This window comes from Legionella stuttgartensis, assembly GCF_977063405.2.
On record NZ_CDRUHA020000082.1, the window covers coordinates 413,853 to 428,833 of the forward strand.

Here is a 14,981-nt window from a genome sequence, read left to right on the forward strand (position 1 = left end):
ACTTTGTCCGCGGGGTCCAGTGTTTTAGGGTAGATCTTCTGGATCCCACGGACAAAGCCGCGGGACGTCGGAATAGAGATGGGCTGGTTTTTCAGCGATGTGTAGAAAATTTAGTTGCAAGCACCCAGGCTACGCCTCTATTTGATGTACCTGCGTAGGATCAAGGCTACGTTGGCGCCTCCAAAGGCAAAATGATTAGATAGTACGATATCAATAGCTTTTTTCCGTGCTTCATTAGGGACATAATCCAAGTCGCAGGCAGGATCTGGAGTTTCCAAGTTAATTGTAGGTAATAATAAATCATGCTGTAGACTCAGTGATGTGGAAATGACTTCCATTACCCCAGAGGCTCCTATGGCATGCCCAGTCATTGATTTTTGTGCGGTGACCGGGATTTCATAGGCTCGTTCACCAAATATTGATTTAATCGTTTGTGTTTCAATTTTGTCATTTAATGGTGTTCCGGTACCATGAGCTTTGAGATATTGGATATCTCGCGATGATAATTTAGCGTCATCTAATGCCCCCTGAATCGCACGTTGCTGTCCTTCTGAAGAGGGGGCGGTAATATGAAATGCATCACAGCTGGACCCAAAACCAATAATTTCCGCAAAAATAGTGGCTCCTCGTGCTCGGGCGTGATTTAATTCTTCAAGAATTAAAATTCCGGCTCCTTCCGCCATCACCATCCCCTCACGATTCAGATCAAATGGACGGCAGGCTTTTGTTGGTGTCTCATTATTGGTTGCCATCACCTTTAATTTGCACCAAGCAGACATCATCGATTCCCAAAGAGGTGCTTCTGTACCGCCACAGACAGCAGTGGAAAGTCGACCATGAGCGATTTGTTGGTAAGCTGTTCCTATGGCATCTGCCGAGGAAACACATGCATTCGAAATCGTCGAATTGGGTCCACCCAGGCCAAATCCGATGGCAATAAAATTGGCAATGGAGTTAGACATTCCTCGAATAACCGTCAGAGGTTGCATTTTTTTCCAATTATCATCAAAGAAAAATTTATAACTGCTTTCTGATTCGGGATATCCACCCATTCCAGTTCCTATGAAAGTCCCTGTTTTGCTGAGTTCCTGAGGAGTAAGTCCAGATTGTTCTATGGCATTATGTGTACAATAGAGTGCGAATTGAGCGACCCGTGGATAACGTTTATTTTTATTAAGCTCCGGAAGATGCTCCAGTGAAAAATCCGTGATTTCCCCTGCTATTTGTGTTGGGTACAAGGAAGGATCATAGCTCTGAATGCGTTTTATTCCACAGTGCCCTTGTTTTGCCGCTTCCCAGAATTTGTTTAAACTTGTTCCTATGGAAGAGGTTATTTCCATGCCGGTTATAACAACCCTTTTTTTCATCAATGATCCCTTTTAATTTTTTAAATGTGAGACGTCTTTTATGTAAGCTGAACGAACGATTTTGAGAAAAAAAGTTGTTACGGCTTTTTTAGGACAATACTAAAGGCGGGGTTTAAATTCTGTCAAGCTCTATATGAAGAGGTTTTATTTTAAGGAAATGGTTACTCACACTGTCATTAAGTGTCGTTCCCGCGAAGATGGGAATCGATTTTTTTTGTAGTATTGAGCGATTTTCGAGAAATGGATTCCCGCCTTCAGCGGGAACGACAGTTTTATTAACTTAATGGTTGTGATGATTACTCAGCGCAGCCAATATAATCTGTTTTTCTGGGACAGCAGAGTTTCAGTTCTGCTCACCACATCGATATAAAAGGTACCTCGAGTAGCGAAGACATATCAATGTTTGTTTTTTGGTTTAATTCGTTTTTGCAATTCGAAGAGGTTAATTTCCCAGTAATCACATGAATTTTGAGTTAGAAAACCTAGGCGGGTATATAGATTAAGCGCTTTTTGATTGTGTGTTTCTACATCAAGATTCAGATCGGGTTTCCCCTCGCTTAAAGCATAATTAATACAATGAGAAATCAAGGCTGTCCCCAATCCTTTACCTTGGCGAATTGGTAAAACGGCAATATCAGAAAGCGTTGCACCATGGTTTTCCCAGCGAATGTGTGCTTTTCCTACAAGGTGATTATCTTCAAAGGCCAGTATTATTTGATAGGTTCTATCACTAAGAATGTGTTCAAAACGAGGAACTAATTCTGCTTGGGTTTTGAAGAAACAGGCTTCATCTAAGACGCAAAGCAATGGAATATCTTTTTCTGTTGCAGTGCGGTATGTTAGATTTTTTTTGTAATCCAGTAATGGGTTTAAATCATGTCGCTCCATATAGTATTCACTATGCAGATACGAAAAACCAAGCTCAGTTAACCACGGACTATTTATATGAGCAGGATTAGAAAAAATCAATTTTTGAAAACCTTGTTCTTGCACAAGCGGTAATATATTGTGAAGCAATTTTTTGGCTATGCCTTTCCGACGATAATTTGGGTGAACAAGTAGAGAAACTTCAACTGCATCTTCGTAAAAGAAAAAAACACTCAGAAAGCCGACTAATTTTTTTTTGTCATAGTTCAGCACGAGCGTAGGTAAATTTCTTTTTTGTATGAGCAAGTGAGTGTATAAATTGGGTACACTGCCGTCATTTTTTTTGCATGCGGTTTTTAAATATTCTAGATCTTTGAGCTGATCTTTATTAAGTTGATTTGTTTTACTAAGCATAATTGATAATAAATTATTATTCATTTTTGTAAAGAATAGCTTGTTTTGGATTAATTTGCTCTAATTACAGCCTAATTTATTAAAAATGTAAGTTTAAGACCGCAACAATAATTTCCAAAATAATTAAGACGATAATGATAATCTCCAAGTTATGGCCATGTCGATTATCTAAGTAACCATTAAACATATCAAAAATTTCATTTAGAGTATCGAGTCGATGATTAATCGCATTGACGCGTCTTTGAATATGTAGGTAACGTTCCAACATGGTAAAATGTTCTTCTAAGGTTGGATGTTGCCAAAAATATTTAGGGTGATAAAGGAAATTACTAATTAAATTCAGTTCACTTTTAGCACCAAGGATTTCCCCTATAATTTGTTGTATTTGAGTACGGCTAATTTCCATTTCACCGGTATGCGAAAGCGTTTGAATCGTAGGATTATATTTATCGATTAGCGCATCAATAATGGTTTCAAAATATTGTAATTTGACGGATTGAGAAAACCCGTAAGAGAGACTGAGTTTGAGTTCATCACTCTCATCCTCTATAGTCAGGCAGTCCACATCGAAAAAATCATGTGGTTCTATCGTAGTTTTATCACTGAATTGATAATGAAATTCATCATGCACCAAAAGTGTGACCGGTTTATCAATCAGCTGCTTAATGGTGTTTAGATAGTCATTAATCTGATAACGTTTGATCCCCCATGAAACCACTGTGCCATTTTTAAAAATGAATATTGTATGGTCTTTGTTGTGGTTTGCACTTAACTTTAGAACATCTCGAGTTTTCAATGAGGTAAAGTCAGTTGAAGCATTTTTAAAATGACTGTCGACACGTGATAAATCAATTGATTTGGCAATACAAAAACTTAAGCATTCCATGATGGTAGTAACCCGCGAATAAAAGCTATTTTCTATGATGAAAATAGATACATATGCTGTATCTAATAATCGAATTTAAGATCAGATACAGCATTTTACAAATATATAATAATTATCTCAACTTTAACTATTATACATCATTCTGCAGTTTCACGAGCTTGATAAGTTTTTTTTCGGTCGGTTGCCCCACATAACCATTTCGGACAAACTTCTAAAATCTCGGCGATCCTATTAAGTTGTTCTGCTGCTGGAAGTATGTGGCCAAAGATTAAAGAGTTAGCTAAATGACGTGAAATACCGAATACTTTAGCTACGGCTTTGACTTTCTCGGTTAATTCCTCTGGAAAGTCCAATGAAGCCAACTCGCGATTGAAGCGTTGCGAAAATACTTTACTGTTCATTTTCTCACTCCATGAAAAAATAATGTTCAGCATCATGCTGAACAATCCTAGATAATACCCGTCAATCCTTGATTCAGGTAAGAGAGAGTTATAACTCATTTTTTTTTAATCGCAAAGACTTTTTTGGCATGAAATCAAATAGTTATTATTTACTTGCCATTATGGTAATTAGTTGATCAACGATTGTTAAAATCCGCAACAATTCATAGAAATAGTGCAGTGAGTCACAAATAAAGTAGAGCGATAAAAATATAAGCAGGAAAATTTTATGGTATAATATTTATACGATATGATAAAAAATAATTCCACCCCAGAAGAGAATAAAAAAATACATATCAGCAAAAATAAAAAGTATTTTTGAATGAGGTGTGGAATGGGAAATAGCTATAAAGACATTTATACTACATTAGGCTCTCGGTCCAAAGTCCAACAGCTTCATAGAGATGAAAGTTTTTCCGATCTAAACACCCTTAAATTAAGCTATCTGAATGAAGCATTTGCTGTTTATTGCGCAAGAAAATACCCTAATCATCCTGCGGAACAGATCCCTAAACATCCCACAAGCCTAAAAGCGTATCAATCATTTACTAAGAACAACCCTGATTTTATTAATTACAATAGGGCTGCTCTTCTTTTATACCAAGAAAAATTAGATGCCATGGTAGTTGAATCCAGAAAGGATGCCGCTTTAGCAGAAGCCTGTAAGCTTGCATTAACCAGTTTAATTTCAAAGAACATTATAAAAATTAATTAAAACCAAATGGATGAAGTAATTTCATCTTTAGTAGAAAAAGCAAAAGAAACACCACAAGGAAACTATTCAGATACCAAAAATTGGCATACTTGCTTAGCTGCTTTTATTGTTACTAAAGGAAACTCAAAAAAAGCTAAGGTGGAAGAAGAAATAAATAAAACAATGCAAAAGGCCTTGGGTGCATTAGAACCTTATGCCAGCTATAGCACAGCAACCATAGAATATGACTTTGCCAAAGTAATAGAATACGCTTGTAAGCGATATGAAGATTTAAATCCTAATCCCAATAAGAAGAGGGTAGCTGATCTCTACGCAATAAGAGAAATCTTAAATAGTTATCGTAGTCCACAAAAGGTACCACCAGATAGAATTGATGAGGTGGTTAAAGAGATAGCAAGCCATTTCTTATCCTCAAGTTTTAGCAGAGGCTTTTCAAGCCGGTTTGAGATTTTAATAAAGCAGGCCATTGTTGATTTTTCTGCCAAACATCCACAAGGATTTAAGCAATATAAAGCTGAAAATGATAATAGAACATTACAAATAAAAACATGGTCTGATTTTGCTCCAGAAAATGAAGCAGGCAAAAAATTAGTATTAGCGGTACATGGATTGCAAGACAGCGTAAACACTTTTAATGTGGTTGCTAACCAGTATGTCAGAAGAGGTTATAAGGTTATAAGTTACGATCAGTCCGGCGCTGCTTTTGATGAGTCTCGCGGGAAAGAGGATTTAAATATTAAACAAATGCAATTAGATTTTTATAGCATGTTAGAAAAGGCCTATTCTGATCCCAATGTCGATGAAATAATCTTATTAGGCCACAGCCTAGGAGGTGCAGTTATTGCCAATGCATTAAATATGATCCATGAACTCAATGAAAATCCGCCTCCAAATTTGCCTAAAGATAAGATAAAAAAAATTCAGTTAGTAGCCCCAGCAGCTATGAAAAATCCACTGTTACAAATCATTGGTAATTTACCAACGATTAAATTTAATCCGAGTGACAAAGATGAGCATGCTCATCTAATAGGGCAACGAGGAATAAGACGAGAAGGCGGTGCTTCTGCGCTTTCATCTCTTTCAGATTTTATTTCTTTTGTAGCGAACGCTTTTAAAAACTTAACACGATATTTCGAAGAAGGGCATGCCAAAAATCCAATTCCAATAGAAATCCATTACTCCGAGACAGATGGGTTGGTAAACAAATCTAATTTTGAAGAAATTGAACGAAAAGCACCTAATTCAAAGCATAAAATTTATAAAAATCCTACAGGACAACATCATCTTCATGCAGCACCAGATTCAACTATAGTAAATGGTCTTGAACCTGAGGATGATATGCACATAGGCTTCAACTAAATTTTATGAGAGACCAAAACCAACGGGTGATTCATCTTTATCCTCCTCAAACGTATCCTCAACTTTAATAAAGGGAACTCTAAAATAGGATAAGGTATTTTTTGGAGTCAATGAAGCTTTTTGGAACAACCTATTTGTTCTTTGGTATTCATTACCAAGAGAAAACCCAAACACATTAAAAATATTAAAAATTACTGCAAGGAAGTTGTAAACAGCAGATTTAAATCGCACATCACTTGCGATGGCGGTTTGATGTTCAGTGCAAATAAATTTTAGCTTTTTTTCAAATGCTGAATGCTCGTACAATTGTTTCTCGGGCGATAAAGTAAAATATTGATTAACTGATGCGGTTAGTTTTGCTAGAGCACTTTCTAATTCTGTAACATAAGGATTATTATTAACTTTTAATTGTTGGATTGTTTTTTGTATTAGCTCTAGTTTTTCCCGCGCGAGTTTTTCCGGATTAATTACATGTTCTTTTAAATACCAGTTATAAGTGATTGTGAGTACATGAAATGCGTATGCTTTATGCCCCTGATCCAACATCGATAATTCATGAGAAAACGAATCCAATACTTTTCCAAGATAAGGATGTACTTTAATTCCACGAGCTGCAACATGTACCATTTTATCGATAGAGTTCATAAATTTATCGGGTTCAATGCTATTATTGCATTTCACAGCATGATCATATATTGCAAAAGCAGATGCGGTTAGATTTTTTTTATGCTTTCTATCATAGGGGTTTTGCAAATAATATATTAATGCAGTTCTAAAATTTTGGATTAACTCTTTAGACATTCATCGCACAGTTAGTTTTTATTTGGGCAATTGTACCAAATAGTTTTTATTTGGTTAATAAAAAATGCAAGTAGGCCAAAAAGAGACTGCCCGCTTAAGAGCTAGGCGCTCTATCTAATTTATCGATAGTTCAACAATTCTAGAACCATTTAAATAAGCTGTTTTCGAGCAAAATGAGAATTAATTTATAAATTTTTACACTATTCGTATGAAATAGGGTATAATGACGGACTGAAATTGATCAGAGTAGTTGTTTTATTTTTAGACAATCTCTTGTTTTCTTGTTCTTTGCAGTGGTTTAAGGAGAATAAAATCATTACAAAGAATATTTATTTCAAATTAGGAGTTAAAACAGAATGATGAAAGTAGCCTCGGTAATATTGGGTTTGGTTTTAACTGGTTATGCTTTTGCAGACAATCCTAAAGAAATAGCAACTCATAAAGTGACACTTGCTGGTTTGCAACCTGGTGAAGGTCGTTTTATTCGTAGTGATGTATTCGAGAATGACAAGTTCCAATCCGGTTCTTATTTTTGTGCAGGCGCAGATAGCGTTTTGTACGATATGCAGTATGTTTTTTCAAAAAGCTATGAGCCATTTCACTCAGAACATTTAATTAAATTTTCAATATGCCAAGACGAAACCATGGCTCAATGCCAAGAGTTTGCTGCCGATAAATATTCTACCTTTAGAAACTTAGATGGTTATTTGCAAAATAATAGTACCAAATCAACTGTGGATGTTTCTCCATTAAAAGTTGTGTATCAATCTTGTGAACCTAGCGCTGACATGGATGAATTGGTTAAAAAATCAATTTATGAAAATGATCGCCGTTTTTCACATGTAGGGTAATGCCCCTTCTTTAGTTTGAAGTGTAACTCGGGAATTTCGAATGGATTACGATTTTCGGGTTGCGCTTCGATCAGGCTTTTTGTTTTTGCGTCAATTGAATTCAAATCCCATTTGTTAAATTTTTGCAAAACTCATCCATTTGTTGCCTGAAATTTATGTATCAGTGGTTAAATAACGTCCACTTTAAAAAGTATCCATGTATTAATTTGGAGGTACAGTGAATGAAAAAAATGAAAGTATTAGGAAGCTGTTTATTATTAATGCTTGCATTGGATGCGTACTCCTACCAAACTCGGGAAAGTAAAATTTACAATGATAAAGGTCAACTTGTTCATATAGATGGTCTATCATGGTCTGGATTTCAGGACACCAATGTTTTTCAAGGCTTACAGAGCAATCCTTTTTATGCAATTCCCTCGTTGAGTTCCAGCCCAAGAGCTTATGGAATGATGAATTTGATCAGCAAGCCATGGGAGTTCCCAAGTTCAGGCGTAGATAGAAATTCGGGGGTGAGTTTTAAAACCGTACGATTACCCATACAGCCTGAAGTTCTTTATGATGATCAACATGAGGTTGATTTGAATAAGTGGCTTTCAGATAAAGCAGCCCCCAGCGCAGGTAATGGTTTATTTTGTAAAACATGGCAAAGTAATGGAAGTGCTTGTGAAAAAGCAGTGAGCCCGAAACAAGCGTTCTGGACTGTTTTACAGGAGTTAAAAAAGAAGAATATCCGGGTAATGATTGACATCCATCATCGTCACGGCTATGGCGATGCAATGCGAGATGGCACGGTATACGATATGAATCGATACGAACAAGATATTTCTCTTTTAGCTACAGAAATTAAAAAGCGTAACTTAGATAATGTATTGGGCATTGATATTTTTAATGAACCTTATCGTTTAAATTGGTTTAAAACGCATGACTCGCAAGTACCATGGACAAAAGTCATAGCAACAGCTGCCAATGCAGTTCAAAAAAACAACTCTAATTTGTTGCTCTTTGTGGAAGGCCCTGATTCAGGAAATGATGATTCAAACAACCCTGTAATTTGTGTCCCTAAATCAAAGATCGTGAATGATAATGGATACAGTCACTCGCCTGATCCCGCTTTATGTGGCGCGTCAGATCGGATGTTCTTTAAAGGGAATTGGGGAGAAGATTTCAAGCCTTTACTCAATGAAAAACAGGCTAAAAATGGAGTAGCAGTATTTGATAAGGACAAATTTAAAAAAGAATTAGTGAGCCAAGGAATTAATCAGACTGCTTTGCAGTGGTTGCTGGGTGATGCACAAGCGCAAAACAGTCATATCGTTTTTTCACCGCATGTGTATCCTGCTGAGGTCGCTGGTTGGGAAACTGCACCCGGAATTCCAAGCCAATTACGTTTCGACTGGTCATGGGGATTTTTATCCAAAGCAGGTTATCCGGTTGTGCTTGGTGAGGCCTCATGGAAAACTGCAAAAGGTAAGGCATTTTTTACCAATTCAGTTATGCCTTATTTGCAAGCGAACATGGAAACCAACAACATCTTCTTCTGGGCGATTGGTTATCTTGGGGATACGGTAAGCGCTATCGATCCTAATTCTGGTGAGCTCAATTTGGATGTGCAACAAACATTAAAAAATTACTTTGATGATGTTTAAAGACAGTATCTAGAAGGGATTCACGACCACACGTTATCCTGAGGAGTTTACAACGAAGGATCTCCGGATTTTACTCATACCCATCTTCTGGAGCCCCCTCACTGCATTCAGGATGACGTATCCTCCGTTAGGATTATGCAGCTACAGTCAACAGCCCCTTACTCACTCCCTACACAATGATGGCAGCTAAATAGATTTTGGGGACGTATTTGTGTTTTATTTGCAGTAATTTAGGATAATTGCTTACCCATAAAGTCGGTTGTCAATTTTTAATAAAATAATCTGCTTCATTCGGATAAGTACCCGAGTCAGGACTTAGGGCTTGTAGTAATGCCATAGCCTTATTGGCTTGCTTTATTGCCAAATTGTAATTCTTATCCCGCACCAACTTCGCTTACTCAGAATATCATGTAACTTGTTTCCAGGTTTCACAGTGGCTTTATATTCCATGCCAGACACTGCCATTCCTCAGATGGCTCGTTGTTTTCAAAGACACACAATCCGCCTGTTGCGACTTTGATCCCATATTGCGCACTGAATGTTGCAAAGTCACCAGTTAAATAAGGTGCGAAGCGGGCAATCCCATTGCTGGTAACTACCAAACATGTTTTTCCAGGGTATTCTTTACGAATACGTATCGAAAAATCCAGCCAATTCTGAATCAGTAGCGAAGGATCGACTTTCCAACCTTCAGGCACTATGGCCTGGGCTTCCCATGCATTAATTGCTTCTTTTCCTAGACGCGCAACAACCTTTTCTTCGGGTTGATTTTCATCAGGCCCATAATCGATTTCATTGAAAATGGCCAGTGTTTCAATCGGCAAATTGGTCCCCATAGTACTTTGGGCTTGCTGTGCTGTTTGTATGGCTCGTTTGAGCTTTGAGGTGAAGATGACATCAGGAATAAGCCCATTATTTTGGAGGTAGTTGCCTAGTAAGCGTCCTTGATTCAAGCCACTATCTACGAGCGGCAAATCAGTAGTTCCTACTCTACGAACAATATCGCCAGGTGCAAAAGTATTTCCATGGCGTGCAACCAGTAATCGGGTCGTCATCGTTACATCCTCTCTAATAGTTCACCGTGTTGGGCAATCAATGCCTCAGCACGTACTACATCTTCTGGACTATCAATACCTGACATACTGGCACGACCTTTATAGTCAACGGGAATGCAACGAAGAGTATAACCATTTTCCAAGATACGTAATTGCTCTAACCCTTCCATTTTTTCAAATTTACTTTCTGGCAAGCTCAGGTATTGTTCGAGCATATCTCGCGAATAACCGTATAAACCAATATGACGAAATACAGGACTCTTATCATCTTTTTGACGTAATTCATTTTCTTTGCGTATGGCTGGAATGATATTTTTACTAAACCAAAAAGCGTTGCCAGTTTTTTCATCGAATACGGCTGTAGTACCACTAAAGGGAGTGGTCAATTTATTTTGGCGCAAATCGTCCAGTTGTTTCCAGGTTAATTGGGTTACGGGAGTGACGACGTCACAAGGAGAAGTGGCAAAAGCATCAATTAGGGCACGTAAGAAATCTGGCGGCGTTAAAGGGGCATCCCCCTGCATATTTAAAATGAAATCGGGTTGGTTCTTCATGGACCGGATTGCTTCGGCTACACGATCCGTTCCACTGGGGGCTTCAGGTGAAGTCATTACTGATGCAACACCCAGTTGATTACAATGTTGGACAATTCGTTCATCGTCGGTTGCTACGACTACAGACACATTTTCTAATCCTTCAGCAGCAGCATGTGATAAGCGGACTACACGTTGCAACATCGTTTGCCCTTGAATCATTGCCAGAGGTTTTCCTGGTAAACGAGTTGAAGCATAACGAGCAGGAATTACAATGGCAGTATGCATGGCAAAAATTATTCCAATAAAAAGGCCAATAATAGCCTAAATATTTGAGGGTTACTATAGTAGAATAATTTCACAATAATTTGGGTAAAAAACACATTCTGAGCCCTTCAGACAAGCCATAGGATGTAGAGGAATTGAATTTTCCCGGCTTATTGATCGTAGTTTTACACACTGGATTTTAGATAAGGACATTGGCATGAAAAAATTAAATCTCTTCACAGCAGGGTTAATGTTACTTGGGGCAACAAGTGCTATTGCAGACGAGCACTCCTTGGCGAAACTAACTGATTTGGCAGGGGCATCTGGTTTTGAGAAGTCTGTTCGCGATGCGGTAAAGCAACAATGGCAGCCATCCATGAACAGTATTACTGTAGATGGAATGGGTAATTTAATTGGCCAATATAAAGGAAATCAGAAAGGTCCTAATGTCTTGTTAATGGCACATATGGATGAAGTAGGATATATGATTGAATCAATTACTGCAGATGGTTTTATAAAAGTTATTCCATTGGGCGGCATACCTTCTTCAGTAATTTTTGCACAACGTTGGATGATATCCACGCCTAATGGACCTATTTTAGCTTATTCAGGAATGGACTCGACGCATCTTATTGATGAAGCCAAGAAAAATCAGTTGCCCTCGGGGAGTGCAATATTTCTTGATATCGGTGCAGAAACCAAAGAGCAGGCTGAAACAAAATTTAATGTGCGTCCAGGATTGCAAGTTACTCCTGCGAGTCAATTTAGTCCATTAAGTGAAAACCGCTTTTTAGCAAAAGCGCTCGACGATCGCTTGGGACTTGCGCTTATCGGAGATGTTCTTGACTCCATAAAAAATCAGGATAAATCCAATCAACTCTATGCTGCGGCAACGGTTCAGGAAGAGGTTGGTCTACGTGGCGCAAGTACGGTATATCACAGCACTCATCCAGATATTACAATTAATGTTGAAGTAGGTATTGCGGATGATTATCCTGCTTTAATTGCAAAACGCAAAGGTCGAATTGCCTTGGGTAAAGGTCCTACTTTATTTGTCTATGATCGCTCGATGATTCCTCATCAAGAACTACTTAACTGGGTTTTAGATTTAGCAAAAAAAAATAATATTCAAGTGCAACTGGAATCAGAAATTGGTTATGGTCAGGATGGATCAAAAGTTCAAGGTTCGGGTTCAGGTGTTCCCAGTATCAACATAGGAGTTCCTATTCGCTATGCACATCAACAAGCTGGGATGTTTGATAAACGTGATTATGAACAAGCAGTTAAATTAGTCAGTCTTATAGTGACCCATCTCAATCAACACGTAGTGGATCAAATTAAACAAGGTTAATGGATTTTTTTGCCCTTGGTGAAGCAAAAGCGACACCTAGGGGTCTTGCGCTTATAGATTTTGCAATTAGTCTGATTACGGTTGTGCAGCAATCATTTTTTCTTTGCATTGCTGCAAATAATATTGTGCTGGTGAGTCCTTTGGATTATTTATTACGATTTGCTCAAAAAGATTTGCTGCATCAGCAAATTGTTTTGCGTCATAATGCATTAATGCATTCGTAAAAAGAGTACTCGAATCCTTTTTCAATTGCATTTCGCTTACTGGGTTATGATTAAAAACTTCATAAATTTTTATAGGCAAGCTTTTACCTTTCACCTGTGTTAAACCTAAGCTCCGTAAATTGTATTTTTCTTTTTGTTTTAATTCTTCATAGGTTTGTTCACCAATGACGAGTTCAATATTAAAATTTCTAGTTAATGTTTCAAGTCGAGAAGCAATATTGACAGCATCACTAATTACACTGCAATCCATCCGTTTTTCAAAACCAACGGTACCTACAATCAAATTACCGGTGTTTATCCCAATTCCTACGTTAATGGGTTTCAGGTTATCGCGAATACGTGCGGCATTAAAATCATCTAAAGCATCTAACATGTCCAATGCCGCAGTCACAGCATCATCAGCATTATTGAATAATGCCATAATGGCATCACCAATATATTTATCTATAAGACCAGAATTTTTTAAAATAGCAGGATCTAAATAACTCATTAGTTCGTTAAAAACAGTGAAAATTTCAACAGGAGATAAGCGTTCAGCGAGGGAGGTAAACGATTTTATATCTAAAAATAGAACGGTCATTACTTTTTCAACACAATCGCCGAGTTTGATATCCGAAATATTTTTACGATTCAGAACCTTAAGGAAATCTTGAGGGACAAAGCGTGCTACCGCAACCGCATTTTGTTGAATTTCGACTAACTTATTAATCAATTCTTCATTTAGGGCTTTGACCCTTTGTTCAGCAATCTGTAAGTCTTGAAAGTACGAATTGGTTCGCACCATATAACGGACTCGATATCCTAATAACGTTGGATTAATTGGTTTGGTTGTAAAGTCGGTAGCTCCGGCCTGAAAGGCTTTATTAATGGATTCATAGTCTTCTAAACCAGTGACCATCATAATGGGAAGGAAAAGACAATCAGGTAATTTTCGAATCGCTGCACAGACTTCAAAACCATTCAGACCCGGCATTTCTACATCCAGCAAAATAGCATCCGGTTTAGAGGTTTTAAGTAGCGATAATGCGGCTTCTCCATGCTCAGCTTGAATGACTTCAAAACCCACTTTGATTAATGCATTGCAGGTAATCAAGCGCATAGTGGCACTGTCATCCACAACCAAGATCACTGGATTTTCTTTTTCCATAAAAGAGCTACTCATGTTTTGTCGGACAAATTTTGGTTAAATAACTTGCAATCTGCTCTAATCCAATGACCTGGTCTACAGCATTCAAAGACTGAGCCACAGCGCCCATTCCAAAAACGATGGAGCTCTCCTGATTTTGAATCAAGGTATGCCCATGAGCTTTTTTTAATTCCAATAAACCCTCTGAGCCATCATCACTCATTCCAGTTAATAGGATTCCAATCGCTTTGTTCCCAGAAACTTTAGCAATGGAGTGCAGCAATCGGGTAATTGAAGGACAAAAACCAGAAACTGGAGGTCCATCAACTAATTTACATACTAATTGTTCATGTACACGTTCAATTTCCATATGCTTGTGTTCCGGAGCTACATACACGGTTCCTTTTTGTAATGGTTCATAATTTACTGCATTTTTTACTTTAAGATGCGTATTTTCTTCAAGCCATTGTGCAAATCCTCGAATAAAGCCTGGACTCATATGTTGAACAATCATGATAGGTAATGGGAAATCAGGGCCTAATTGCGAGAGGATTGTCTTTAATGCCATAGGGCCGCCAACAGAAGCGCCTATTCCTATAATTTCATAATTAGCATGTTCTGTTTGATGCTTTTTGCTTTCATCAAGAGGCAAATGTTTTTTTAACGGTTTTTTGACTACACGAATATCAGAGAGACTTCGTAGGGTATCAACAATGTGTGCTCTGCTTTCTTCAAAAGCAGGAGAGAATACATTAACGGGTTTTGCTAATGCAGTTAACGCACCTGCTTCAAGGATATGGAATGTGGCGGCGAGCGACTCATCATTCACCATGGAGCTGATCACTACTATCGGTGTCGGATTTTGGGCCATAATAATGCGTGTGGCTTCGAGTCCATCCATAATAGGCATTTGAATATCCATCGTAATGAGATCGGGATTTAATGTGGCTGTCAAATCAATTGCTTCTCTACCATTTTTTGCAATACCAATGACTTCCATATCTTTTTCAGATTCTATGATGTGTTGAATTAATGCAGCTTCGGTTGGTGAGTCATCAACAATTAAAATTTTTATCATG

The 14,981-nt window shown here is 37.8% G+C and carries 14 protein-coding genes and 1 pseudogene; 5 read left to right on the forward strand and 10 right to left on the reverse strand.

From position 1 onward, the window contains the following. Positions 1–137: 137 nt before the first annotated feature. From ACWTEW_RS29715 to ACWTEW_RS29730, 4 genes are all read right to left on the reverse strand, one after another. Complete coding sequence (locus ACWTEW_RS29715; RefSeq protein ID WP_454781624.1) at positions 138–1,367, reverse strand: beta-ketoacyl-[acyl-carrier-protein] synthase family protein; 1,230 nt, start codon at positions 1,365–1,367, stop codon at positions 138–140. 396 nt (positions 1,368–1,763) lie between these two features. Beyond that, entirely contained in the window at positions 1,764–2,648 is an 885-nt protein-coding gene (locus ACWTEW_RS29720) for a GNAT family N-acetyltransferase (protein WP_454781625.1), read from the reverse strand. A 79-nt stretch (positions 2,649–2,727) separates the two neighbouring features. Then, positions 2,728–3,534, reverse strand: a complete 807-nt coding sequence (locus ACWTEW_RS29725; RefSeq protein WP_454781626.1) for an RMD1 family protein — start codon at positions 3,532–3,534, stop codon at positions 2,728–2,730. A 137-nt stretch (positions 3,535–3,671) separates the two neighbouring features. Continuing rightward, on the reverse strand, positions 3,672–3,935 hold the full coding sequence (locus ACWTEW_RS29730; protein WP_454781627.1) for a hypothetical protein: 264 nt from the start codon (positions 3,933–3,935) through the stop codon (positions 3,672–3,674). 373 nt (positions 3,936–4,308) lie between these two features. Here ACWTEW_RS29730 and ACWTEW_RS29735 point away from each other — a divergent pair, with 373 nt between their 5' ends. Next, entirely contained in the window at positions 4,309–4,689 is a 381-nt protein-coding gene (locus tag ACWTEW_RS29735; RefSeq protein ID WP_454781628.1) for a hypothetical protein, read from the forward strand. A 6-nt stretch (positions 4,690–4,695) separates the two neighbouring features. Beyond that, positions 4,696–6,048, forward strand: a complete 1,353-nt coding sequence (locus tag ACWTEW_RS29740) for an alpha/beta hydrolase (protein WP_454781629.1) — start codon at positions 4,696–4,698, stop codon at positions 6,046–6,048. A gap of 3 nt (positions 6,049–6,051) precedes the next feature. Here the strand turns inward: ACWTEW_RS29740 and ACWTEW_RS29745 are convergent, their stop codons facing one another. Then, entirely contained in the window at positions 6,052–6,849 is a 798-nt protein-coding gene (locus tag ACWTEW_RS29745; RefSeq protein WP_454781630.1) for a hypothetical protein, read from the reverse strand. 356 nt (positions 6,850–7,205) lie between these two features. Between ACWTEW_RS29745 and ACWTEW_RS29750 the strand changes: the two genes are divergently transcribed. Then, entirely contained in the window at positions 7,206–7,700 is a 495-nt protein-coding gene (locus tag ACWTEW_RS29750; RefSeq protein ID WP_454781631.1) for a hypothetical protein, read from the forward strand. Positions 7,701–7,921: 221 nt separating this feature from the next. Next, positions 7,922–9,346: a cellulase family glycosylhydrolase gene (locus ACWTEW_RS29755; protein ID WP_454781632.1), complete on the forward strand. Its 1,425-nt coding sequence runs from the start codon at positions 7,922–7,924 to the stop codon at positions 9,344–9,346. A 158-nt stretch (positions 9,347–9,504) separates the two neighbouring features. Here ACWTEW_RS29755 and ACWTEW_RS29760 read toward each other — a convergent pair. The 3 genes and pseudogenes from ACWTEW_RS29760 to kdsB all read right to left on the reverse strand — a co-directional run. Continuing rightward, positions 9,505–9,701, reverse strand: a pseudogene (locus tag ACWTEW_RS29760) (BBE domain-containing protein); the annotation flags it as partial. Between the two features lie 73 nt (positions 9,702–9,774). Next, a complete protein-coding gene (locus ACWTEW_RS29765) occupies positions 9,775–10,401 on the reverse strand; it encodes a histidine phosphatase family protein (RefSeq protein ID WP_454781633.1) in 627 nt (208 codons plus the stop codon). Between the two features lie 2 nt (positions 10,402–10,403). Continuing rightward, positions 10,404–11,222, reverse strand: a complete 819-nt coding sequence (gene kdsB / locus ACWTEW_RS29770; protein WP_454781634.1) for a 3-deoxy-manno-octulosonate cytidylyltransferase — start codon at positions 11,220–11,222, stop codon at positions 10,404–10,406. Between the two features lie 229 nt (positions 11,223–11,451). Between kdsB and ACWTEW_RS29775 the strand changes: the two genes are divergently transcribed. Then, positions 11,452–12,552, forward strand: coding sequence for a M42 family metallopeptidase (locus ACWTEW_RS29775; protein ID WP_454781715.1), 1,101 nt, complete (start codon positions 11,452–11,454; stop codon positions 12,550–12,552). Positions 12,553–12,627: 75 nt separating this feature from the next. Here ACWTEW_RS29775 and ACWTEW_RS29780 read toward each other — a convergent pair whose 3' ends face one another. Then, a complete protein-coding gene (locus ACWTEW_RS29780; RefSeq protein ID WP_454781635.1) occupies positions 12,628–13,923 on the reverse strand; it encodes a response regulator in 1,296 nt (431 codons plus the stop codon). A gap of 7 nt (positions 13,924–13,930) precedes the next feature. After that, positions 13,931–14,980 (reverse strand): chemotaxis-specific protein-glutamate methyltransferase CheB, encoded by a 1,050-nt coding sequence (gene cheB / locus ACWTEW_RS29785; RefSeq protein ID WP_454781636.1) that lies wholly within the window; start codon positions 14,978–14,980, stop codon positions 13,931–13,933. Between the last annotated feature and the right edge of the window lies 1 nt (position 14,981).